Genomic DNA, 21,053 nt, shown 5'->3' on the forward strand with positions numbered 1-21,053 from the left:
ACGTAAGCAGCTAGCGCTTACTCTTCGCCGAAGTAACGGGCGTAGATTTCATCGTAAGTGCCGTCTTCCTGAAGCTCAGCAAGGGCTTCATTGAACTGTTCGGCCAGTGCTTCGTCACGCTGACGGAAGGCGATACCGAAACCGTCGCCGAAGTACTCTTTAGGTTCGCTGATGCGCTCGCCTACAACCACGTACTCAGCTTCTTCGCTCTCTAGCAGCGTGGACTGGCCGATCGGGAAGTCGAGGAAGACGATATCCAGGCGCTGTGCTTCCATATCCAGCACCATGTCGTCGGCGGTGGAGTAGCGGCTGATGTCAGCGACGCTGCTGAAGTTATCGGTGACGTAGTTATCCTGCAGGGTGCCACGCTGAACGCCGATGGTTTTGCCCGCCAGGGTCTCTTCATTGGCTTCGCTGATACCTAGGCTGCTGGGTGCGAACCAGGCAGACGGCATGGTGATGTAGGGGTCAGAAAACAGCACCTGCTGGCGGCGTTCGTCGTTGATGGTCATAGAGGACATGATCGCATCGTAGTTGCGTGACATCAGGCCAGGAATAATACCGTCCCACTCCTGCTCAACCCACTCACAGGTAACACCAATGCGCTCGCACAGGGCGTTGCCCAGGTCGATATCGAAACCGGTCAGCTCACCTTCAGCGGTGCGGTACTCCATCGGCTCGTAAGGAACGTCGACGCCAATACGCACGTTGTCATAATCACGTGCTTGCGCAGAAGATGCCGCCGCAACAGCTAAGCCCAGCAGAGAAACAGTCAACAGTTTTTTCATTTTATACTCCCAATGAGACAGGTTCACCGAAGGTGATCCCCTTTAACCTACCCTAGGTTGAGGTTGGCGAAAAGGGGGGACCTGCATATAAACCAACGTTTGTTTTACGCTGGCGCATGTTGGATTTGTTAGGACTAGCTATTCAGTGGCCGCAGGTGGGCCAGCAGCTTTTTCTCCAGGAAACGGAAGAAGTACAAAATCGCGAAGGTTAAGCAGAGGTAGATCGCCGCGACAAATAGAAAAGCATCGAAGGGCGCATAAAAACGGGCGTACACAAAGCGCGCCGCGCCGGTCAGGTCCATCAGCGTCACCACACTGGCAATGGCGCTGGCGTGTAGCATGAAGATCACTTCATTGCCGTAAGCGGGCAGCGCACGACGGAAAGCGCTGGGTAGAATGATCCGCCGCATCATTAGGCTTTGCGACATGCCGTAGGCTCGCGCGGCCTCAATCTCGCCTTTAGACGTGGCTTTGATCGCCCCACGGAAGATCTCGGTGGTGTAGGCCGCCGTATTGAGCGTAAAGGCGATTAGTGCGGGGTAGAACGCCTCTTTCAACACGGGCCACAGGAAGGTTTCCTGAATGCCGTCGATGAACACCACGCCGTAGTAGATGATGTAGAGCTGGATCAGCAGCGGCGTGCCGCGAAACACATAGGTATAGAGATAAACCGGTAGACTGATCCACTTGTGTTTGGAACTGCGCAGAATGGCCAGCGGCACGGCGATAATTAGTCCGGCCACCAGCGAGAGAAATACCAATTGTGTGGTGGTGACCAAACCTTCCCAATAGTAGCCCAGGGTGGTGGGCGTAAAGATCAGGTTGTCTGCCAGCAGATCGTTGAACCATGCAGAGATATCTAGCATGTCACTGCCCCCCAAAGCCGATGTCGTAACGTTTTTGTAGCCGTGCAAAAATCCACTCGGATACGCTGGCAATCAACAGGTAGGCCACCGCAACGGGGATTAAAAACACAAAGGGCTCATGGGTGGCGCGTGAAGCTTCGGCGGCAACTCGCACCATATCGGTCAAACCAATCACTGAAACCAGCGCGGTGGTTTTGAGCAGCACCATCCAGTTATTGGAAAGGCCGGGCAGGGCGTGGCGCATCATTTGGGGAAAGCGTATGCGCCGAAAGACCAGCGCGCTGCTCATCCCGTACGCCCGGCCAGCTTCAATCTGGCCGTTATCCACTGCCATAAACGCGCCGCGAAAGGTTTCGCCCATATAGGCACCAAAGATAAAACCAATGGTGAGCACGCCTGCAGCAAAGGCGTTGAAATTAATATAAATATCAATTTCATAGTTGTAGTACAGCATGTCACTGATGGCATTGACGCCGATCTGGCCGCCGAAGAATAGCAGCATCATCAGCACTAAATCTGGCACTCCACGAATCACCGTGGTGTAAACAGTTGCGGTGCGGCGTAAAAACCAGTTACGCGACATCTTGGCGCTAGCAGTGAGTAGGCCAAGAATAATCGCCAGTATCAGCGATAGAACGGCCAATTGAACGGTAACGCCCGCCCCTTCGATCAGGCGGGGGCCGTAACCTTGCAAATCGAGCATGGTGTGGGTGCCTCGCGGATCAGTATTTGGGAGCCAGGAACTGCTTCAGGCGCGGTGACTGTGGGTTACCGAGTACATCGTCGGGAGCCCCTTGTTCCTCTACCAAACCTTGATGCAGGTAAATTACCTTGCTGGAAACGTCGCGGGCAAAGCTCATTTCGTGGGTGACCACGACCATGGTGCGTCCCTCATCGGCCAGGTCACGCATGACCTTCAGCACGTCGCCCACCAGCTCCGGGTCGAGCGCTGAGGTCGGCTCGTCAAACAGCATCACTTCAGGGTTCATGGCCAGCGCCCGGGCAATCGCGCCGCGCTGCTGCTGGCCGCCGGACATTTGTGCCGGGTAGGCGTTGGCGCGAGCGCTAAGCCCTACGCGGTCCAGCAGTGCGTGGGCGTGCTCAATGGCCTCTTTTTTCGGCTTGCCGAGCACGTGAATCGGCGCTTCGATGATGTTTTCCAGCAGCGTCATGTGCGCCCATAGGTTGAAGCTCTGGAATACCATGGAGAGCTTGGCGCGCATTTGCACCACCTGTTTCCAGTCGGCGGGTTCGCGGCCGTGCTTGGTGGTTTTGAAACGGATTTGCTCGCCGTGAACGTACAGCTCGCCATCGTCGGGCTGTTCCAGCAGGTTCATGCAGCGCAAGAACGTGCTTTTACCTGACCCGGAGGCACCAATGAGGGTGATGACGTCACCTTTTTGGGCTTCCAGAGAGAGGCCTTTGAGGACTTCTGTATCGCCAAAGCGCTTTTTAATATTGCGCACTTCAAGGGGAGTAGGCGTAGCGGCCATAACTTAGGCTCCAGTACAGGGTTGCCGCAGCAGCAACAGATGAATAATCGTGCTTTAGGTGCGGCTGGCGCGAAAAAAGGGGCGATTCTATCAGGACTGTGCCACATGCGCGTACTTTATCAGGGCGACATTGGTCTTGGTACGTTGCCGTGTGTCCTGATGGCCCCTTTACGTTGTTGTTATAAAAGCGTCTTTATGGATGCTAATCGGTGCCGCTCATGGGCGGCAGGTCACGCGATGGCGTGACTGGGTACCACTAGCAGAGCTGCTCGTGCCCCGATTTCGACTTGGGCATTGGGAAATACCACGTGCAGCGGCGTCTCCTCCACCACGAAGTCTCCTGCTACCTCATCTTTAGCCAGGCAGGTGCCGGGTTCAAAGCGGCTAAAATTAGGCACATCGTCGGCAAAGCAGAGGCTAAAGTTCTCTGCCTGGCGCATGAGCTCGTGCTTCACTCGGAAAAATACCATCGACTCGACTGGCTGTTGGGGCGGCTCGTAGCCGGCGCCTAGCTTATTAAGCAGAGTTAACATTGGCGCCAGCGCTGCCATGTCATTCTCGCCAAACGGCGCGACGCGGCCAAGCTCGAAGGTAAACGCCTGTGCGTGGTGATAGTGTTTGCTGTAGTGGGAGAAGGTCCAACTATGCTGATGTTGATGCAGCACCGCCTGCATATCGGCAGCGGCCAACCACTGCCACTGCTCAGCGTCTGTGGCAGTTTCTGCATAGGGCTCTACCACAAAGCGGGTATATAAGCTGCCACGGATCGCGGTATGCAGGTCGTAATGTAGCTTAGGCAGCGCATGATGACGATTGAAAAACATATCGACCGCTTCCATTAGCTCTCGCGCTCGGTCCGGTTCGCTGCCCTTTGCGTCCAGCTCGCGCTTGAATAGCCGGTTAAGATTGGTGGTGATAAAGCGCTTCTGCTCTTTTAAGGCGGGAATGTTGCCTAAAATCACTAATACCGGCGCACCTAATTGCAGCGAGCTGGCTTCTAGAGCGCTGAGCCAGTCGCCAAGGAGTTCCACTGGAGCGGTTTCGTTACCGTGGATAGCGGCAGAGAAAACGCAAGCATGGGCGCCAGGGCGAAGAATGTTGGGCGTTAGTTCCAGAACACCTGGCCCATGAAGATGGTAAGTGCCGCTGGGAAAGCGGCCGATGCGCGGGGAAGGGCGTTCGCCGTCAAGCGTCCAGTCGAGCCATTGGCCTAGCATGAAAGTGTCCTTAAGCATGGGCATTCGCTTTTTGTTGCTCTACCTTTACCACGCTGGCCGTTGACCACAAGTGGGGGCGTCGTTCGCGTGAAAATGGTCGGTGGGAAGATGAAAGTTGTTGGTACAAAAAAACGCTTATGGCAGATCGCCACAAGCGTTTTCAGGCCCAGCGCTTTTAGAGCCAGCGTTGTTGGGCGTAACGCTGTGAACGGCCTTGATTAGTTTGATCGCTGGCGACGCATCTCTTCTTGGTACTCTTTGGCTAGCGATGACTTTTGATTCTCTTGAAGGCCTCGGCCTGCCAGTTGAAACACCTCATGCTCCTCTTCATCCAGGTGGTGCGTCACCAAATGCTGCAGCTGTTTGGCATGGGTGAGCCAGTGGCTGGCGCTATAGTCGGTGTCGTCCAGCAGTTCGATCAGCTCATCAATTTCATGGTGCTCTGCCACGCTGTGGCGCGCTTTTTCCTGAGTGAGGTCGATATCCATCATGGGAATGTACAGCGCACGCTCTTCGGCGTTGGCGTGGTACTTCAGCTCGGCACGCACCTGCTGGTACAGGGTGTCGCGCTCTTCACTGTCACCATGGGTTTCTACCAAGCGTGCCAGCAGGTCTCGCTGAATATCGTGGTCTTTGCGCAGTGCTTCGAAAATCGTCATGCCGGACTCCTTGGCGTTATACGTGAATGAAACTTGTCGTAAAAACGATACAAGAAAATTAGTGCCGAAGTGGCAAAAGTGCAAGGTCGGCACATCGATGAAATCGAAGCGCGGCGTCGAAAACATTCGCTTTTATCTACGCTTAACTGCGCTATGTTTTAGTGAGTTTTCACTGCCCGCTGTGGGCAACCTGTCTGATGCTTGAATGCATGTGCAAAGGAGTGAGTAATGACGAAGGTACTGGTACTTTATTATTCCATGTATGGACATATCGATACCTTAGCAGCCGCTGTGGCGGAGGGTGCAAAGGGAGTTGATGGCGTAGAGGTGACGGTAAAACGCGTGCCCGAAACTATGCCAGACGAGGCGTTTAAAAACGCGGGCGGCAAGCAGGATTTCACCACGCCGGAAGCCACGCCCCAAGAGCTGGCGGATTACGATGCCATCATCTTCGGCACGCCCACTCGCTTTGGCAACATGGCCGGTCAGATGCGTACTTTCCTCGACCAAACCGGTGGCTTATGGGCCAACGGCGCGCTGCGTGGCAAGGTGGCGAGCGTATTTACATCAACCGGTACCGGTGGTGGTGATGAGATGACCATTACGTCTACCTGGACCACGCTGGCCCACCACGGCATGGTCATCGTGCCGATTGGCTACGGCATTGAAGAGCAGTTTGATATTTCGAAAGTAAGCGGTGGCACGCCCTACGGTGCCGCGACGCTGGCCGGTGGCGATGGCTCCCGCCAGCCTGATGACCGCGAGCTGAAAATTGCCCGCTTCCAGGGTAAACACGTGGCTGAAATTGCCGCTAAGCTGGCGAGTTAATCGTTAGCTGCAAATTCTGGCTGAAAAAGAACAACGCCTCGCTGTTAATGCAGCGAGGCGTTGCTCGTTATGGGGCGTTGTTTTATAGGGAGATTAGCCGCCAATCCGCTCGGCAATGGCTTTGCCCAAGCTTTCCGTGGTGCCCTTGCCGCCTACATCGCGGGTAAGCACTTGGCTATCGCCTTCGCTCAGCACCGCTTCAATGGCATCGACCATGGCATCGCCCGCTTCTTTATAGCCTAGGTGCTCCAGCATCATCGCCCCAGACCAGATTTGGCCGATGGGGTTGGCGATGCCTTTACCGGCGATATCTGGCGCGCTGCCGTGTACTGGCTCGAATAGGCTGGGGAACTTGCCTTCCGGGTTGATGTTGGCGGAGGGCGCAATGCCGATGGTGCCGGTGCAGGCCGGGCCTAAGTCGGAAAGAATATCGCCAAACAGGTTGCTGCCCACCACCACGTCGAACCAGTCCGGGTGCAGCACAAAGTTGGCGGTCAAAATATCAATGTGGAACTTATCCACGGCGATCTCTGGGTACTGCTTGGCCATTTCGGCCACGCGTTCATCCCAGTAGGGCATGGTGATGGAGATACCGTTGGACTTCGTGGCCGAGGTAAGCTTTTTACGCGGGCGGGTTTGCGCTAAATCGAAGGCGTACTTCAGCACGCGGTCCACGCCGGTACGGCTCATCACCGTTTCCTGAATGACGATTTCACGCTCGGTGCCTTCATACATTTTGCCACCGACGCTGGAGTACTCGCCCTCGGTGTTCTCACGCACTACGTAAAAGTCGATATCGCCGGGCTTGCGTCCCGCCAGCGGGCTTTTAATGCCAGGCATTAACCGGCAGGGGCGCAGGTTGATGTACTGGTCGAATTGACGACGGAATTGCAGCAGCGAACCCCATAGCGAAATATGGTCCGGCACTTTTTCTGGCCAGCCCACGGCTCCGTAAAACAGCGCATCAAAGCCTTTGAGCTGCTCAAACCAGTCGTCGGGCAGCATTTTGCCGTGTTCCAGGTAGTAGTCGCAGCTACCAAACTCAAACGTGGTGAATTCCAGGTCGATATTGAAGCGCTTGGCGGTGGCTTCTAGTGCGCGGATGCCTTCGGGCATCACTTCGGTACCGATACCGTCGCCAGCGATGACTGCAATACGATGGGCCATGGGGGCTCCTTGTTTTATTAGACGTCACAAAAATAGCAGGGCGTGTTTTCGTGGTATGAGTGTAGCGCCTGTTGGCGACGAGATAATCAGGCTACTATGCAAGCTATTGTTGCCTTAAAGTGAAGAATACCATGATGCTGGATGACCTCGCCTTTTTTCAGCAGTTGGCTCGGGCAGGGAGCTTAACCGCCACCGCCCGAGAGCTGGGGCTGTCACTTTCGGCCGTCAGCAAGCGCTTAAAGCAGCTAGAAGCCCGGCTTGGCGTGACGCTGGCGGCGCGTACCACTCGCCGCTTGACGCTGACCGCTGAGGGGGAGCGCTATCTCACTCAAGGTGGGCTGATTTTAGAAGAGCTGCAAACGCTGGAGAGCGCACTCAGCGATACCGCGAGCCAAGGGCTTACTGGACGGCTGCGGGTTAACGCGACCTTTGGCTTTGGCAGGCGGCATATTGCGCCTCTGCTCTCACGCTTTTGCGCAGAGCACCCGGCGGTGGAGAGCTGGCTGGAGTTGACTAACTTTCCGCTCAATTTAAGCGATCACGGTTTTGACGTGGGGATTCGCATTGGCGAGCCGCCGGATTCGCGCCTAGTCGCCAAGCGTATTCTGCCCAACCGGCGAGTGCTGTGCGCCTCGCCAAGCTATATGGCGAAAATGCCCGCGCTGAACGTGCCGAGCGATCTTGCCCAACACAGCTGCCTGGTAATTCGTGAAAACGATAGCGACTTCCCACTATGGCGCTTTGAGCATCGCCACTCGACGCAGCGCCAGGCGGTGAAAGTTAGCGGGCAACTGGCCAGCAACGACGGCGAGGTGATTACCCGCTTAGCGCTGGATGGCCACGGCGTGATGCTGCGCTCCTGGTGGGATGTGAACGAGCACTTGGCTAGCGGCGCGCTGCACACGCTGCTGCCCGATTGGCAGGGCGTGCGCGCTGACTTTTACGCGGTGTTTGAGCACCGCCGCCATATACCGACGCGCATTAGCGCCTTCATTGATTTTTTACAGCGGGAAATGGCGGGCAGGGTGCCCGCCTTGCCCAATGGCTGACAGGCGGGGTGCGCTAGCGGCCTGGGCAGGTTTGGTCCTGCACCACGTCAATCAGCTCATCGGTGGGGAAGTCCAGCTCGGCGGCGCGCTGGCGCAGGCGCTGCTCCACGTCGCCTTCAAGGGTTGGCGTGCGGGCCAGAATCCATAGGTAGTCGCGGTTGGGGCCTGCCACCAATGCCCACTGGTAGTCGTCATCTAGCTCAAGCACGTTATAGCCGCCGTAAAACGGGCCAAAAAAGCTAACCTTGAGACGCCCAACGCTCTCATCATCAATAAAGTAGGCGCGCCCCTCAGCTTCATCCCAGGCTTGCTCTTCCAGGTTGTAGCCTCGGTTGATCACCTTGACGCCGCCATCGTCGCGCAGGCTGTAGGTAGCCGTGACGCAGTCCAACCCCTCTTCAAAGGAGTGATCCAAGCGGGCAATTTCGTACCACTCGCCCAAATAGCGCTCTAGCTCAAAACCAGTGACAGGTTCGGTGCCATCGGGAATACCGGTGCAGCCGATCAGCAGTGTGCCGGTAGCGGCAACCGCTGCCAGCGTGGCCATGCTCCTTGGCCGCCATGCGGATTTCATCATCTCGCTCCTTGGTGAACACTTGAACAATAAACGTTAAATCTATCAGTGTGGGGCACTGCGTGCCATGGTTCCCTGTTGGGTGCTACACGGCAAGCAGAGGAAATAGGCTATGGTATGTCTGTTACCGTATCCTCTTACAATGCTGATAACAAAGGAGTGACTATGTGGCATCAACAAGAGATTCACTTACCGGAAATGCCCAGGGGCTTTCACCTCATTACCGACGAGATCGCCAGAGCGCTGCCCTGCTTGGCGGATTGCCATCAGGGGCTGCTGCACTTGCAGCTCATGCACACTTCTGCCTCGTTAACGCTTAATGAGAATACCGACCCAGACGTTCGCCACGACATGGATGCTTTTATTCGCCGTTTGGTGCCGGAAGGGCTGAACTATTTTCGCCATACTTTGGAAGGCCCCGACGATATGCCAGGGCACGTTGCTTCTAGCCTGCTGGGAACTCAGCTTAGCCTAGCGGTGCGCGATGGCCGCTTAGCCCTTGGCACCTGGCAAGGGGTATGGTTAGGTGAGCATCGCGAGCATGGCGGTTCACGTCGCCTGCTGGCCACGCTGAATGGCTGTGCTGAATCTTAGCAATCGCCTTTTTCTGATGTCTTTTTGAAGTAAGTGCCCCACCATGCCCCAACGTTTTTTTCGCCTCTCCCGACAACGCTGGTTGAGGCTGTTTTTTGCTCTCAACCTTACGCTGGTGGCTGGGTTAATTGCTCATCAGGTATGGCTCTATGTCGCTGAGCCTGAGTTTGAGTCACTGCACACGGTGGAGGTTGCGGATATACGCGAGCGGCTAGAGGGGCGTGACGCCTATCGGTTTGCGGTGGTAGGCAATATCAATAACTCGGTGAACGTGTTTCAAGACGAGATTATTCCGCTGCTAAACCAAGGTGATATCGACTTTATGGTATCGGCAGGCAACGCGGTGAGCGGAGGCCAGCAGGAGAGCTATCAGGCGATCTACCATAGCCTGGAGCTGCTCAACATGCCGTACCTGCTGACCTACGGTGAAAAAGAAGATAGTGACTTCGGCAGCTACCTGTTTTACGACTACTTTGGCCCGCACTTTTACTCGTTTGTGGCGGGCAATAGCCACTTTATCTTTCTGGATGGCACCGGTAAATCATCGACCTCTTGGCAGCTAGATTGGCTGGAGCGTGAGCTGGCCGCTTCGGAAGCGCCGCACCGCTTTGTGTTCGTAGGACTGCCGCTGCATAACGTGATTCAGGACGCCCCGCTGTTTGAAGAGGATAACTACCTCAACGACCCAAAGCTTGGCGAAGGCATTATGCGCCTAGCCGAGCGCTACCGGGTTGATACGGTGTTTTCAGCGAATCTCTCACTGTACTCTCAGCAAAGCGTTAACGGGGTGAATTACGTCACTACCGGCGGTGCCGGCGGTATTTTGATGGATGCCGACGAAAGCTTTCACCACTACGTGGTGGTTGAGGTGGCAGGCGGAAGCGTAGGCATCACGCCTGTGCGATTGAACGTGGACCGCCCCGGCTGGTGGCGCATGTTAAGTAGTATCGCCTCAACGATCTACGCCTTTTTCTACGTCAGCTACCCGCGGTTTTTGCTGATTGTCGGGCTGTTAACCCTGCTCGCCATGCGCCTATACCGACTGATTTTTGAAGAGCGCCACTACTATCCCGACTTCGATATCGACCCAACACCCTATCTGGAAAAAAGCCTACGGGTGGCGATGGTATCGAATAACTATTTTCCCTTTGTCTCTGGAGTGTCGGTTTCTGTGGAGCGGTTGCGTCAGGGGCTGGGCGACCTTAACCACCGTATTCAGCTGCTGGTGCCTCGCTACCGGGAGCCGTGGCAGGATGATGACACCATTCTACGGGTTCCTACGCTAATGGCGTTTGGTGAGAAACGTGAGTTTCGCTTAACGAATCCGTTTAGCGCGCGTTTTCGCCGCTGCCTGCGTGAGTTCAAACCCGACGTGATCCACGTTCATCACCCGTTCTGGCTGGGGTCAATGGGGCTATGGATGGGGCGCAGGCTTAAGGTGCCGGTCATCTATACCTACCACACCCGGTTGGAGCACTACGCTCATTTTGTGCCGCTACCGGGTGCGCTGTTTCGAAATCTGATTTCTCACTATCTGATCAAACACTTTTCTAATCGCTGCCAAGGGGTGATTGTGCCGACCTACTCGGCAGAGGAGTACCTGCGTATGATCGGTGTAAAAACCCCCTCGCTGGTACAGCCCACTGGGATTGATACGGCGCGCTTTGCCTATGCCAATGAGGAAGCGCTTACGTCGTTACGCGAGCAGTTGGCTATCGACGCCGCAGACACAGTGCTGGTGAGCGTATCCCGCATCAGCAAAGAGAAGAACATTGGCTTTATGTTGGAAGCGCTGGCGGAGCTAAAGCGCCAGGAGCAAACATCGCTGCGCCTGTTGCTGGTAGGCGATGGGCCGGACCGGCAGGCGATTCAGCAGCAGATTGAAACGTTGGGCTTGGAAGCGCAGGTGACGTTAGTAGGCGCCGTGCCACCAGAGGAGATGGCGCTCTACTATCACTTGGGGGATATGTTTGTGTTTGCTTCCACTTCGGAAACCCAGGGCATGGTGATTTTAGAGGCCATGGCCGCTGGGCTGCCGGTGGTCGCTGTTCGCTCCAGTGGAATTGATGATGTCGTACGAGACGGCTACAACGGTTTTAAAACGCCGCAGAACCGCCAGAAGTGGGGGCAGCGTGTGGTGGAACTGGCAGAGGATGAGGCACTACGCGATACTCTAGGCAGCCAAGCAAAAACCTTCTCCGCTGACTACGATATTGCCAAGTTTGCCGGTGCCGTAGCGCATTTTTATGCGGAGGTGCTGGCCAAGTATTACTCTAATCAGGACTACTCTAGTAAAACTCAAACAAGCGTGGAGCAAACGAACTAGCGCCGATATTAGGCGTGATCGCGCTTGCCCTTGGCGGCGGTACGCGCGGTGGCCACGCGTTTGAGCAGCCAAAGCAGGCCCACGCCCGCCAATAAGCCTGCTACCGCGAGTGCCAGTTCTTGCCTTGATGCGGCAGTAAACAGCGCACCCAACTGGCTGCCTAGCAGGATGACCGCTGCCAGCCCTGGCACAATGCCCAGGGTCGAGCCAATCATGTAGTCGCGGAAATTAAGGTGAAACGCCCCGGCCAGCATATTGGTGAGCGTGAAGGGAGCCAGCGGCAGCAGGTTAATGACCGTCATGGTACGGATGCCGCGTTTGGAAAGGTAGCCGGAAAGCCCGCGCAAGTGGCGGCCTCCGTAGCGCATCAGCGCGTCTCGTCCCAGCCAGTGGCCCACCCAGTAAGAAACCACCGAGGAACCCAGCGTACCCAAGGTGGCGTAGGCTAAGCCCCACACCGGCCCAAATAGCAGGCCAGTCAGCACCACTAACAGGCTAAGTGGGAACATCACTAACAGCGAGCTGATATAAACAGCAATAACCGCTGCGAACATCCAGGGTGCTTGCTGCCACTGGCTAATGGTGGTGGTGAGTTCTTTAAGATGCGCCTGGGTCAGCAGCCCTTGCTGCTGCAGGTAGCGCCACATCACACCTAGTATCACCAGCGCGATCAGTAAGCCTAGCCCTTTTAGCAACGTCCGTGACATTCCATCCCCACCGCCTGTTTGGCAAAAGAGCAATAGCATACGCCACTGCGGCGGTGGGGTGAACGAACGGGTTACTGTAGGCGCGCTTCAATGACAGGCCAGGCAGCGTCACCCTCGGTGGTCGTCACATCGGCCAGCATGGCTTCCACGCGCTCGGGGTGGTCGTTGATCCACTGCTGGGCCACCTCGGCAAGGTCACGCTCCTCTTGGCCAAAGGCTTGGATCATCCAGCTCTGCTCGTCGGCGGTAAAGCTAAACTGTTCAAAGAAGGTGACCAGCGCCGGGTGGGCATCGGCGTAGTCGCTGCGCAGTAGGGTGCGTACGTCGCTTTCGCCGTTGTTCTCACCGAACAGGTTTTCCGGGTCTTCCAGGTAGCGCATGGGCAGCTCGAGGTTCATCCAGTGGGGCGTCCAACCGACCCACACAATGGCCTCTTCTCTGGAAATCGCATCTTGAGCGGCGGAGAGCATGCCCACTTCGCTGGTATCCACTAAGCTCCAGTCGCCCAGTCCCCAAGTGTCGTTATCAATCGCGTTATGGAGAATCTCACTCGCCGCCGACCCTGCGCCAAAGCCATGAATTTGGCCGTTGAACTCATCACGGTGTTCATCTAAATCCGCGAAGCTTTGAATGCCGCGCTCATGCAGGTACGCCGGTACGGCCAGCGTCATCTGAGCGCCATCGACGTTGTTGGCGACATCGGTGAGCACGCCAGAGGCTTTACGCGGTTCGAACATCTCTTTTTGTGCGGGTAGCCAGGCGCCTAAAAAGGCGTCGACGTCGCCACTCTCCATGCCTTGGTAGATCACCTGCAGGCCGATTTCGTGGGTTTGAGTGTCGTAGCCCAACGGGTTAAGGAGCTGCTCGGCAATTTCGGTTTTTACCGTAATACCGGGCCAAGCCGGGACGCCGAAATCTAGCGTGGCGTCATCGGCAAGGGCGGCTTGGGTGGTAACGCCTGCCAAGCTTAGGGCAATAGTAGAAACGAGTGGACGGGTTAAACGCGTCATGGAAGGGGATCTCCTTGCTTAGGTTATTGTGATTACGCGGTGGTACGAGCGAGAACACGCAGGCGCGAAGCCAGCATATCGCGGTCTAGATAGGTGCCCTGAAGATGGCGAGCACCGCTATTGGGATCGAACTCCCGGCGGCCGTGAAGCACGCGACGATTATCGAACGCCACCATCTGGCCCGGTTTTAAGGTGAACTCCAACTGATGGGCGTCGCTGTGGAAGAGTTGCCACAGCACTTTATAAGCGCGATACCAGGCCGCCATTTTTTCAGCGGGCAGGTGGAGGGTGTCGCGTATCCAGTTATTAAGGCGTATCTCCACTAGCTCGCCTTGGCTATCTAGGGTGATCACTGGGGCTTTGATGGCGATATCGTGGGTGTCGTCCTGAAAGCGAAAATCGATGGGCGTTTCGCTGAGAATAACGAGCGCTTCCGGGTCCTGTTCGCGCAGGGCATTGATCACTCGGGCACCATCAGCAAACAGCGACTCGCCACCGCTGGCGTCGTTTTGCAGGCAGTAGAGCAGTTGAATATCCGGCGGCTGCTGCCAGTTGGGCAAGTCGATATGCAGCGGTAGCCCGACGGCGGTATAGGCCGCGTTGTTGGGGTTGGGCTTGGAGCGAACATTAAAGCGCCCGCCAAAGTTGGTAGCGCGCTGCGGGCCAATGCGCTCGGCAAGGCGGCTGACTTCCTCTTCCACCAGCGGTGCGTCGGTGACCAGTGCCAAGCCGTCGCGTAGCATGGCGGTCAGCCAGGTTTTCTCGCCTTCTGGGGTCAGAAAGTCGGCGTGGCGAACGCCTTCGGGGAAGAAGTCGTCTCGCCACGGCTGCGGGGCGGGCAGAGCAGAAAAGCGCGTCGCCTCAGGGCGGCGCTGGTAAAGCCAGCCGCTATGAAAGGCGCTCACATGACCATCCTGCCACTGTAAATAGAGGTGGCCATCTGCCAGGGTAACGCTGGGTGCCTGTTCGATATCGTCTAACGGTAGGTAGAGGCGCTCGCGGGTTTGCGGATGGCGACATTGGGCGCAGGCGCAGTGGTCGCGCAGCCATAGCAGTGGCAGCGTTGTGCGAGTGCTGTCTTCCCAGGTCAGCGCAAGGCTGCTATCGGTGAGCGTGGCATCGCTGAGTGCCGGGCCGTGTTCATAAGGCGTGAGTTCACTCATTTGAGGGGCTGAACGCTTTTCCGTCGCTGCTAGTGCGCTGGTCATAAAGGCCTCGCTGTAGGTTGATGACATGTTGTTGAATGTTTCTATTAGGATGCGGAGTCCTCTGTGCAGTGACAAACGATTAATCTGGCCCCAAAGACCATGTTTAATTTATAGGTAGCTTTTTCATGAGCCAATTACCCCCACTGTTATGGCTACAGGCCTTTGAATCGGCCGCCCGGACGTTGAGCTTTACCGCGGCGGGCCATGAGTTAGGTGTGACCCAAGCCGCCATCAGCCAGCGTATTCGGCTGCTGGAGGATCGCTTGGGCCAAAAACTGTTCGTTCGCCACGCGCGGAGCCTGACCCTGACGCCTGCCGGGCAGGCGTGGTTGCCCAGCATTCACGATGCGTTTTCACGGATTAGTGAAGGCACTTCCGAGGTGTTTGGTGTGACCAGCGAACAGCCGGTGACGCTACGGGCCACGCCGGTGATTCAGCAATCCTGGCTTGCGCCAAGGCTGGTGACGCTGCATCGGCAAAAGCCGCATATTCTGCTGCGCTTGGTGAGCGCTATTTGGCCTGACGACTTTGGCCCGGAAGGAGCAGATATTGAAATTCGCTATGGCCGCGGCGAGTGGGGAGGGGTAGAGATGCTGCCTCTGGGCGACGAGCAGCTGCTGCCAGTATGCTCACCGGCTCTGGCCCGTACCTTAACCACACCTGAGGATCTAGCAGGGCACACGCTGCTGCACGCGGTGGGCTTTGGCGTCGGTTGGCCCGGCTGGCTGCAGGCGGCGGGGATTGCCCATTTGGAGGCGGAGTGCCTGTCGCTGACCTGCGATAATCAGGTAATGACGTTGGCGCTCGCCAGCCAGAGCGGCGGGGTAGCGCTCACGCACCGTCGACTGTTGGAGCAGCGTGAGGATTTGGTGGCCCCCTTCGATATTGTTGTACCCAGCGACGAGCGCTTTTGGTTGGTGCGGCCCAGCAAGCGCCAAGTTAGCGATGAAGCCGCAGACGTGTGGGAATGGCTGGCGGGAGCACGCTAAGCGTTATTCGATTAGCTTTGGGTATCAATACAGTGTTTATGACTGTAAAGCATGAAATTTGCCCTTTTTCTTGCCATTTTGGTGCAACCGTGAAGAATGATGCGCCTTCTTTGTTTTAAAAAAGGCGTGTTTGGTATGGATTTTACTCTTCCTCCCCTGTTGACCGCGATGGTGGATCGCGGCAATGGGCTGTTATGGGGCAGCGTGCTGATTTACCTGCTCATCGGTGCTGGCCTCTATTTCACGGTCATGACCCGTGCTATTCAAATTCGTTATTTCGGACATATGTTCAAGCTGCTGCGCAGCTCCCGGCAGTCCAACGGCGGTATTTCCTCGTTCCAGGCGCTCTCTACCAGTCTCGCCGCGCGGGTGGGCACGGGTAACCTAGCGGGCGTTGCGGTGGCGATCTACTTCGGCGGCCCAGGCGCGATTTTCTGGATGTGGATGACCGCGATGGTGGGCATGGCGACCAGCTTTGTGGAGTCCACGCTGGCGCAGGCCTACAAAACCGATCATGGCGATAATACCTTTCGCGGTGGCCCGGCGCGCTACATCGAACGCGGCTTGGGGCTGCGCTGGCTGGCGGTACTGTTTTCGATCTGCCTGATTATTGCGTTTGGGCTGGCGTTTAACAGCGTACAGGCCAACTCTATCGCCCAGGCCATGGAACAGGCGTTCGCCATTCCCACCTGGGCCATGGGGTTAGTCTTGATGGCCATCGTCGCGCCGATTATTTTCGGTGGCCTGAAGTCGATTGCGAAAGTGGCTGAGTTAGTGGTGCCGCTGATGGCGCTGCTGTACCTGATCTTGGCGCTGGTCGTTGTGGCGTTGAATATTAGCGACCTGCCCGCTGCCATCATGACAATCGTGCAGAGCGCTTTTGGTATTGAGCAGGCGGCTGGCGGTGCGATGGGCTATGCCATTTCGCAAGCGATTATGAACGGTATTCAGCGCGGCTTGTTCTCTAACGAAGCGGGTATGGGTTCTGCGCCTAACGCGGCAGCGACTGCCAGCACCCGCCCGGATCACCCGGCAGCTCAGGGTTTTATTCAAATGCTGGGCGTTTTTCTGGATACCCTGGTGATCTGTACTGCGACGGCAGCAATCATCATTATGGCTGGGCCGGAGCTGCTGGCTGGTGAGAACAGCAACGGTATCCAGCTAACGCAGATGGCGCTCTCCAGCCACGTAGGAGACTGGGGCGGCATGTTTGTTGCCATCGCTATTTTGCTATTTGCCTTCACCTCGGTGATTGCTAACTACTCCTACGGCGAATCCAACATTGAGTATCTGGCAGGCCGCCGTGCGCCGGTGGCGGTGATGATTTACCGCTTTGCCGTGCTGGGCATGATCATGGTGGGTTCCGTAGCCAGCCTTGGCGCGATCTGGAATTTTGCGGATCTCTCCATGGGCATGATGGCGATCATTAACCTGGTGGCGATTCTGCTGCTATCGCCCATTGCCTTTGCGTTGTTCAAAGATTACGACACGCAGCTCAAGGCGGGTAAAGAACCGGTCTTCGACCCTAGCCAGTTCCCGAAACTGGCCAAAAAGGTCGACCCCAAGGCGTGGCCCAAGCAGAAGTAACAGGCACAAGTTAAACGCGCTAAATGCCCCGCTCGACGATGCCAAAGTGCAGCGTGGAGCGGGGCATTTTCGTGGCGCAGGATAATTCGATTTTGTCGAATGAAACTCGGAAAACGTTGCGCTTTTGCTTCGCCAAAAGCGCCGTAGAATAGCGCCTAACCTTCTCTCTGATTTTTAAGGAATTTTCATGACCACTCGTGCCCTGTTAGTGACCTCTTCTATCCTCGGCGATAACGGCCAGTCCAATGCGCTGGCGAGCCATTTTCAACAGCAGGCCGTTGCACGTGATGGCGTTGCTGTTACCCACCGCGATGTGGTTGCCAACGCGCTGCCGCACCTTGCTATTGAAGAGCTGGGCGCGTGGCAGACCCCGGCTGAAGAGCGCACCGCTGAGCAACAGGCATTGGCTGCTCACTCTGATGAGCTGCTGGCGGAGCTGCGCGCTAACGACGTGTTGGTACTGGCGGTACCAATGTACAACCTGGGCATTCCTTCCCAGCTGAAAGCGTGGTTTGACCGCGTGCTGCGCGCCGGTGAAACTTTCCGCTACACTGAAAACGGCCCGCAGGGGCTGATCGAAGGCAAACGAGCGATTATTCTGGCTGCTCGTGGCGGTCAATACGCGGGCACCGAGTTTGATAGCCAAACGCCGCACCTGAAAACCATGTTGGGCCTGATGGGCATTAGCGATGTGGAAGTGGTGTTTGCTGAAGGTTTGAACATGGGCGACGCTCACCGCGATGCCGCGATGAAAGAAGCCTTCCAAGCCATTGATCAGCTTGTCGAAGCGCTCTAAACCAACGCCATAAGCCAAACGAGGTTGTCATGCCACGCCCGGAACTGCTCGAACAGATTTACACTATTGTCGATCAAATTCCGGCGGGACGGGTGACGACCTACGGGCGCATTGCCAAAATGACCGAGGGAGCCACCGCGCGCATGGTGGGTTCGGCCATGCGCCACTTGCCCGATGGCCACCAGTTGCCTTGGCATCGTGTCATTGCGTCGACATTAAAGCTGGCTGACCACGGCGGCGCGGCGCGCCAGCACGAAAAGCTGCGTGCCGAGGGCGTAGCGTTCGACGCCAAAGGCCGCGTGCCGCGCCACCTTGTTTGGCCGGATGAGTAGCTTTGTGGTGAGTGGTGATTTGTAAGTGGTGAATGGAGAGGTGTGAATAGAAAGTTGTGAATGGCAAAACGCCGCCCGGTGGGCGGCGTTTTTTATGCGCAGTGATATCGGTCGACTGGCTTTTAGTCTTCCTGCTTACTGCCAGATTTCCACGACCAGTCGCGCCAGCGCAGATCGAACAGATCTTTACGGCGGTCTTTCAAGTTGGTGACCGAGCCTTCGGCACGCACTACGGTTAGGCGTGTCAGGTCCAAGTCGGAGAAGAAAATCATCTCCGTGTTGGGCGTGGTTTCAGCCAGCACCGCATCGTGGGGGAACGCGAAATCGGACGGCGTGAACACCGCTGATTGAGCGTACTGGATATCCAGGTTCTCAATGGAGGGCAGGTTGCCGACGCTGCCACAAATGACCACGTAGCACTCGTTCTCAATGGCGCGTGCCTGGGCACAGTGGCGTACTCGCAGGTAGCCGTTTTTGGTGTCGACCCAGAACGGTACGAAGAGAATATCCATGTCCTGGTCGGCCAGCAGGCGGCCCAGCTCCGGGAATTCCACGTCGTAACAGATCAAAATGCCCACGCGGCCTGCGTCGGTATCAAATACCTGCAGGTTGTCGCCGCCTTCAATCACCCAGTCGCGGCGCTCTTGCGGGGTGATGTGTAGCTTCAGCTGCTTTTCTACTTCACCATCCCGGTGGAATAGGTAGGCCACGTTGTAAAGACGGTCATCTTCACCCACCTCGATCATCGAACCGCCGATGATATTGATGTTGTAAGAGACTGCCATCCGCGACAGCTCGCTCTTGAAACGATCGGTAAAGCCCGCCAAAAAGCGAATGGCGGCCGTTTGGTCTTTCTGTGCTGCGCGGTCTTGCAGGCCCATCAGCGGCGTGGTGAACAGCTCCGGGAAAACGGCGAAGTCACTTTGGTAATCCGACAGCGCATCGACGAAGTACTCAATCTGCTGAAGCGCTGCTTCCACGGAGGCGAACTCGCGCATCTGCCACTGCACCGCACCCACGCGCACCTGCGTTGGGCGAGTGTCCAGTACGCTTTCAGCGGGTTCGAACAGGATGTTGTTCCATTCCAGCAGCGTGGCGTAGCCACGGGACTGCTCATCTTCCGGCAGGTACTTGCGCAGTAGGCGCTTGACCTGGAAATCATTCGCCAGTTGGAACGATAGAATCGGGTCGTAAATCTCTTTACGGGAGACTTTGTCGATGTACTGGGCCGGGGTTAGCTCGCTGGCGTGCTGGTGGTACTCGGGAATCCTCCCGCCCGCGAGAATGGCGCGCAAGTTAAGCGAGCGGCACAGCTCTTTGCGTGCTTCGTAAAGGCGGCGGCCCAGGCGGTAGCCACGGTAGTCCGGGTGGATCAGCACATCCAAGCCGTACATGGCATCGCCTTCCTGATCGTTCAGGATAATTTCACGATGGCCAATCAGGTCGTCGTACTTGTGCGGGTTGGAGAATTCGTCGTAATCCACCTGCACGGTGAGGGCGACGCCCACCAGTACGCCGTCGTCTTCAATGGCAATCTGGCCGTCGGGAAACTCCTGGATCAGCTTGTCGATGGTGTGCTTCGGCCAAGCACCACCAATGTCGTGATACACCGCGTCCATCAGCGATTTCAACTGGCCGTAGTCGTCGCTGGTGAGGTTACGCAGATTAAGGTGCAGTTCTTCTAGGGACATAGTTCAGGGGTTCCCAGTCGTCGAATGAAGTTGGCCTGAAGTTGGCCTATTGTATCACTGCTGTGCACTGCGCGTTTTATGAGGGGCGGCGGCACGTACCAACGGGCGTGTCAGCGTTTGCGCCATGATCACCCCGGCAAGAATCAACAGCCCGCCAATAAAGTGGAAACCCGATACTTGCTCGCCCAGTAGCGCCATAGCAATCAGCGCACTAAATAACGGCATGAGGTTGATGAAGATACTCGATTGGTTGGCACCAATTTGACGCACTGCCCGCATCCATAAAAACGTGGTGATCACCGAGGCGGGAATGCCCGCGTAGAGGATCAACCAAACGTTCTGCCCATCCACCGGCGTCATGGGCCCCATCAAATAGGGCGGTAGCAAAAACAGTACAGCAAAGCACACCTGGGCATAGAGCATGACCCAAGGGGGCAGGTTCATCGCCCAGCGCTTGAGCATCACGCCGTAAAGGGCGTAGCAGGTGGCGGCGACCACCATTAGCGCATCGCCCTTGGCCACTTCTAACTGCAGCAGTGAAAGTGGGTTGCCGCGGCCAAGCAGCACAGTGACGCCAATAAAGGCGAGCACGCCGCCTACGACACCGCCTAATGTGGGTGGTTCCTTCAAAATTAGCGCGCTCAATAGCACCGTGAGCAGCGGCACCATTGCTGCAAGAATGCCCATATTGGTGGCGGTGGTAGTTTCAGCGGCGACATACGCCAGCCCCTGCCATAGGCCCATCCCTAAAAGCCCTAGCAGAGCTAGCTTTGGCCAGTTACGCACGATCTCATCTTTGTGACGCAGTACGGCTGGCAGCACAAAGGGCGTCATGACGACGAGGGCGAGCAGCCAGCGCAAAAACGCGATACTACTGGGAGCGATGGCGCCTACCGAGAGCTGATTGATGGTCATATTGCCGGACCAAATCAGCACGGTGGCCAGGGGGGGTAAAAAGTAAATCAATGGCATAGCACATTCCCTTAAAACAGTCCCTTATCGTTAGCCGGTTAATGTGACGCGCTTTGCCTCTAGGGGCAAGGGGGAAAGTGGTCGATATAGCGACCATCGTCTGGATAAAAAGGCGATACAGTTGCGTGGTAAAAGTCTGTACGTAGCCAGTGCTATGTCATACGCTTGTTTGAATGTGAGTGGCAAGCCATTGAACGCCC

The 21,053-nt window shown here is 56.5% G+C and carries 21 protein-coding genes; 8 read left to right on the forward strand and 13 right to left on the reverse strand.

Translation table 11 applies throughout. From position 1 onward, the window contains the following. Positions 1-17 precede the first annotated feature (17 nt). The 6 genes from ACIGG6_RS11635 to ACIGG6_RS11660 form a co-directional block, all read right to left on the reverse strand. Positions 18-788 carry a transporter substrate-binding domain-containing protein gene (locus tag ACIGG6_RS11635; protein ID WP_399844586.1) on the reverse strand — a complete coding sequence of 257 codons (771 nt, stop codon included), beginning with the start codon at positions 786-788 and terminating at the stop codon, positions 18-20. 134 nt (positions 789-922) lie between these two features. Then, entirely contained in the window at positions 923-1,654 is a 732-nt protein-coding gene (locus ACIGG6_RS11640; protein WP_399844587.1) for an ABC transporter permease, read from the reverse strand. 1 nt (position 1,655) lies between these two features. Beyond that, positions 1,656-2,357: an ABC transporter permease gene (locus ACIGG6_RS11645; protein WP_399844588.1), complete on the reverse strand. Its 702-nt coding sequence runs from the start codon at positions 2,355-2,357 to the stop codon at positions 1,656-1,658. A gap of 19 nt (positions 2,358-2,376) precedes the next feature. Then, positions 2,377-3,147 carry an ABC transporter ATP-binding protein gene (locus tag ACIGG6_RS11650; protein ID WP_137094544.1) on the reverse strand — a complete coding sequence of 257 codons (771 nt, stop codon included), beginning with the start codon at positions 3,145-3,147 and terminating at the stop codon, positions 2,377-2,379. A gap of 230 nt (positions 3,148-3,377) precedes the next feature. Continuing rightward, positions 3,378-4,364 carry a succinylglutamate desuccinylase gene (locus ACIGG6_RS11655; protein ID WP_399844590.1) on the reverse strand — a complete coding sequence of 329 codons (987 nt, stop codon included), beginning with the start codon at positions 4,362-4,364 and terminating at the stop codon, positions 3,378-3,380. Between the two features lie 218 nt (positions 4,365-4,582). After that, on the reverse strand, positions 4,583-5,023 hold the full coding sequence (locus tag ACIGG6_RS11660; RefSeq protein ID WP_399844591.1) for a hemerythrin domain-containing protein: 441 nt from the start codon (positions 5,021-5,023) through the stop codon (positions 4,583-4,585). 228 nt (positions 5,024-5,251) lie between these two features. Here ACIGG6_RS11660 and wrbA point away from each other — a divergent pair, with 228 nt between their 5' ends. Next, positions 5,252-5,851, forward strand: coding sequence for an NAD(P)H:quinone oxidoreductase (gene wrbA, locus ACIGG6_RS11665; RefSeq protein WP_188639346.1), 600 nt, complete (start codon positions 5,252-5,254; stop codon positions 5,849-5,851). A 93-nt stretch (positions 5,852-5,944) separates the two neighbouring features. Here the strand turns inward: wrbA and ACIGG6_RS11670 are convergent, their stop codons facing one another. Next, positions 5,945-7,018 (reverse strand): tartrate dehydrogenase, encoded by a 1,074-nt coding sequence (locus tag ACIGG6_RS11670; RefSeq protein ID WP_253504259.1) that lies wholly within the window; start codon positions 7,016-7,018, stop codon positions 5,945-5,947. Positions 7,019-7,149: 131 nt separating this feature from the next. Between ACIGG6_RS11670 and ACIGG6_RS11675 the strand changes: the two genes are divergently transcribed. Then, positions 7,150-8,067: a LysR family transcriptional regulator gene (locus ACIGG6_RS11675; RefSeq protein WP_399844592.1), complete on the forward strand. Its 918-nt coding sequence runs from the start codon at positions 7,150-7,152 to the stop codon at positions 8,065-8,067. A gap of 13 nt (positions 8,068-8,080) precedes the next feature. Here ACIGG6_RS11675 and ACIGG6_RS11680 read toward each other — a convergent pair whose 3' ends face one another. Continuing rightward, positions 8,081-8,614 carry a lipocalin family protein gene (locus ACIGG6_RS11680; RefSeq protein WP_253504269.1) on the reverse strand — a complete coding sequence of 178 codons (534 nt, stop codon included), beginning with the start codon at positions 8,612-8,614 and terminating at the stop codon, positions 8,081-8,083. 192 nt (positions 8,615-8,806) lie between these two features. On the opposite strand from ACIGG6_RS11680, the gene ACIGG6_RS11685 reads away from it, so the two are divergent. Both ACIGG6_RS11685 and ACIGG6_RS11690 read left to right on the forward strand, forming a co-directional pair. After that, on the forward strand, positions 8,807-9,235 hold the full coding sequence (locus ACIGG6_RS11685) for a secondary thiamine-phosphate synthase enzyme YjbQ (RefSeq protein ID WP_083025759.1): 429 nt from the start codon (positions 8,807-8,809) through the stop codon (positions 9,233-9,235). A gap of 43 nt (positions 9,236-9,278) precedes the next feature. Beyond that, a complete protein-coding gene (locus ACIGG6_RS11690; RefSeq protein ID WP_399844594.1) occupies positions 9,279-11,561 on the forward strand; it encodes a glycosyltransferase in 2,283 nt (760 codons plus the stop codon). An 8-nt stretch (positions 11,562-11,569) separates the two neighbouring features. On the opposite strand, the gene ACIGG6_RS11695 is transcribed toward ACIGG6_RS11690, so the two are convergent. The 3 genes from ACIGG6_RS11695 to ACIGG6_RS11705 all read right to left on the reverse strand — a co-directional run bounded on the left by ACIGG6_RS11695 (position 11,570) and on the right by ACIGG6_RS11705 (position 14,486). After that, positions 11,570-12,268 carry a TVP38/TMEM64 family protein gene (locus ACIGG6_RS11695; protein WP_399844595.1) on the reverse strand — a complete coding sequence of 233 codons (699 nt, stop codon included), beginning with the start codon at positions 12,266-12,268 and terminating at the stop codon, positions 11,570-11,572. A gap of 71 nt (positions 12,269-12,339) precedes the next feature. Then, positions 12,340-13,278 (reverse strand): ABC transporter substrate-binding protein, encoded by a 939-nt coding sequence (locus ACIGG6_RS11700; RefSeq protein ID WP_399844596.1) that lies wholly within the window; start codon positions 13,276-13,278, stop codon positions 12,340-12,342. 32 nt (positions 13,279-13,310) lie between these two features. Next, positions 13,311-14,486: a TauD/TfdA family dioxygenase gene (locus tag ACIGG6_RS11705; RefSeq protein ID WP_399844597.1), complete on the reverse strand. Its 1,176-nt coding sequence runs from the start codon at positions 14,484-14,486 to the stop codon at positions 13,311-13,313. 125 nt (positions 14,487-14,611) lie between these two features. Here ACIGG6_RS11705 and ACIGG6_RS11710 point away from each other — a divergent pair, with 125 nt between their 5' ends. The 4 genes from ACIGG6_RS11710 (at position 14,612) to ACIGG6_RS11725 (ending at position 18,190) form a co-directional block, all read left to right on the forward strand. Next, on the forward strand, positions 14,612-15,475 hold the full coding sequence (locus ACIGG6_RS11710; protein WP_083025754.1) for a LysR substrate-binding domain-containing protein: 864 nt from the start codon (positions 14,612-14,614) through the stop codon (positions 15,473-15,475). Positions 15,476-15,610: 135 nt separating this feature from the next. After that, a complete protein-coding gene (locus ACIGG6_RS11715; RefSeq protein WP_399844598.1) occupies positions 15,611-17,062 on the forward strand; it encodes an alanine/glycine:cation symporter family protein in 1,452 nt (483 codons plus the stop codon). A 187-nt stretch (positions 17,063-17,249) separates the two neighbouring features. Beyond that, positions 17,250-17,858: an FMN-dependent NADH-azoreductase gene (locus ACIGG6_RS11720; protein ID WP_399844599.1), complete on the forward strand. Its 609-nt coding sequence runs from the start codon at positions 17,250-17,252 to the stop codon at positions 17,856-17,858. Between the two features lie 29 nt (positions 17,859-17,887). After that, the gene (locus tag ACIGG6_RS11725) at positions 17,888-18,190 is read left to right on the forward strand and encodes an MGMT family protein (RefSeq protein ID WP_399844601.1); all 303 of its coding nucleotides are present in this window, start codon (positions 17,888-17,890) and stop codon (positions 18,188-18,190) included. 122 nt (positions 18,191-18,312) lie between these two features. On the opposite strand, the gene ACIGG6_RS11730 is transcribed toward ACIGG6_RS11725, so the two are convergent. Continuing rightward, positions 18,313-19,881: a GNAT family N-acetyltransferase gene (locus tag ACIGG6_RS11730; RefSeq protein WP_399844602.1), complete on the reverse strand. Its 1,569-nt coding sequence runs from the start codon at positions 19,879-19,881 to the stop codon at positions 18,313-18,315. Positions 19,882-19,935: 54 nt separating this feature from the next. Then, on the reverse strand, positions 19,936-20,853 hold the full coding sequence (locus ACIGG6_RS11735) for a DMT family transporter (protein WP_399844604.1): 918 nt from the start codon (positions 20,851-20,853) through the stop codon (positions 19,936-19,938). Positions 20,854-21,053 lie beyond the last annotated feature (200 nt).

It is taken from the genome of Vreelandella lionensis (assembly GCF_044543515.1).
Classification (GTDB): domain Bacteria; phylum Pseudomonadota; class Gammaproteobacteria; order Pseudomonadales; family Halomonadaceae; genus Vreelandella; species Vreelandella lionensis.

What these genes read in the sequence shown, in the direction of transcription:
- ACIGG6_RS11635 (WP_399844586.1), bottom strand. Translation starts at nt 788, where the DNA reads ATGAAAAAACTGTTGACTGTTTCTCTGCTGGGCTTAGCTGTTGCGGCG.
- ACIGG6_RS11640 (WP_399844587.1), bottom strand. Translation starts at nt 1,654, where the DNA reads ATGCTAGATATCTCTGCATGGTTCAACGATCTGCTGGCAGACAACCTG.
- ACIGG6_RS11645 (WP_399844588.1), bottom strand. Translation starts at nt 2,357, where the DNA reads ATGCTCGATTTGCAAGGTTACGGCCCCCGCCTGATCGAAGGGGCGGGC.
- ACIGG6_RS11650 (WP_137094544.1), bottom strand. Translation starts at nt 3,147, where the DNA reads ATGGCCGCTACGCCTACTCCCCTTGAAGTGCGCAATATTAAAAAGCGC.
- ACIGG6_RS11655 (WP_399844590.1), bottom strand. Translation starts at nt 4,364, where the DNA reads ATGCTAGGCCAATGGCTCGACTGGACGCTTGACGGCGAACGCCCTTCC.
- ACIGG6_RS11660 (WP_399844591.1), bottom strand. Translation starts at nt 5,023, where the DNA reads ATGACGATTTTCGAAGCACTGCGCAAAGACCACGATATTCAGCGAGAC.
- wrbA (WP_188639346.1), top strand. Translation starts at nt 5,252, where the DNA reads ATGACGAAGGTACTGGTACTTTATTATTCCATGTATGGACATATCGAT.
- ACIGG6_RS11670 (WP_253504259.1), bottom strand. Translation starts at nt 7,018, where the DNA reads ATGGCCCATCGTATTGCAGTCATCGCTGGCGACGGTATCGGTACCGAA.
- ACIGG6_RS11675 (WP_399844592.1), top strand. Translation starts at nt 7,150, where the DNA reads ATGATGCTGGATGACCTCGCCTTTTTTCAGCAGTTGGCTCGGGCAGGG.
- ACIGG6_RS11680 (WP_253504269.1), bottom strand. Translation starts at nt 8,614, where the DNA reads ATGGCCACGCTGGCAGCGGTTGCCGCTACCGGCACACTGCTGATCGGC.
- ACIGG6_RS11685 (WP_083025759.1), top strand. Translation starts at nt 8,807, where the DNA reads ATGTGGCATCAACAAGAGATTCACTTACCGGAAATGCCCAGGGGCTTT.
- ACIGG6_RS11690 (WP_399844594.1), top strand. Translation starts at nt 9,279, where the DNA reads ATGCCCCAACGTTTTTTTCGCCTCTCCCGACAACGCTGGTTGAGGCTG.
- ACIGG6_RS11695 (WP_399844595.1), bottom strand. Translation starts at nt 12,268, where the DNA reads ATGTCACGGACGTTGCTAAAAGGGCTAGGCTTACTGATCGCGCTGGTG.
- ACIGG6_RS11700 (WP_399844596.1), bottom strand. Translation starts at nt 13,278, where the DNA reads ATGACGCGTTTAACCCGTCCACTCGTTTCTACTATTGCCCTAAGCTTG.
- ACIGG6_RS11705 (WP_399844597.1), bottom strand. Translation starts at nt 14,486, where the DNA reads ATGACCAGCGCACTAGCAGCGACGGAAAAGCGTTCAGCCCCTCAAATG.
- ACIGG6_RS11710 (WP_083025754.1), top strand. Translation starts at nt 14,612, where the DNA reads ATGAGCCAATTACCCCCACTGTTATGGCTACAGGCCTTTGAATCGGCC.
- ACIGG6_RS11715 (WP_399844598.1), top strand. Translation starts at nt 15,611, where the DNA reads ATGGATTTTACTCTTCCTCCCCTGTTGACCGCGATGGTGGATCGCGGC.
- ACIGG6_RS11720 (WP_399844599.1), top strand. Translation starts at nt 17,250, where the DNA reads ATGACCACTCGTGCCCTGTTAGTGACCTCTTCTATCCTCGGCGATAAC.
- ACIGG6_RS11725 (WP_399844601.1), top strand. Translation starts at nt 17,888, where the DNA reads ATGCCACGCCCGGAACTGCTCGAACAGATTTACACTATTGTCGATCAA.
- ACIGG6_RS11730 (WP_399844602.1), bottom strand. Translation starts at nt 19,881, where the DNA reads ATGTCCCTAGAAGAACTGCACCTTAATCTGCGTAACCTCACCAGCGAC.
- ACIGG6_RS11735 (WP_399844604.1), bottom strand. Translation starts at nt 20,853, where the DNA reads ATGCCATTGATTTACTTTTTACCCCCCCTGGCCACCGTGCTGATTTGG.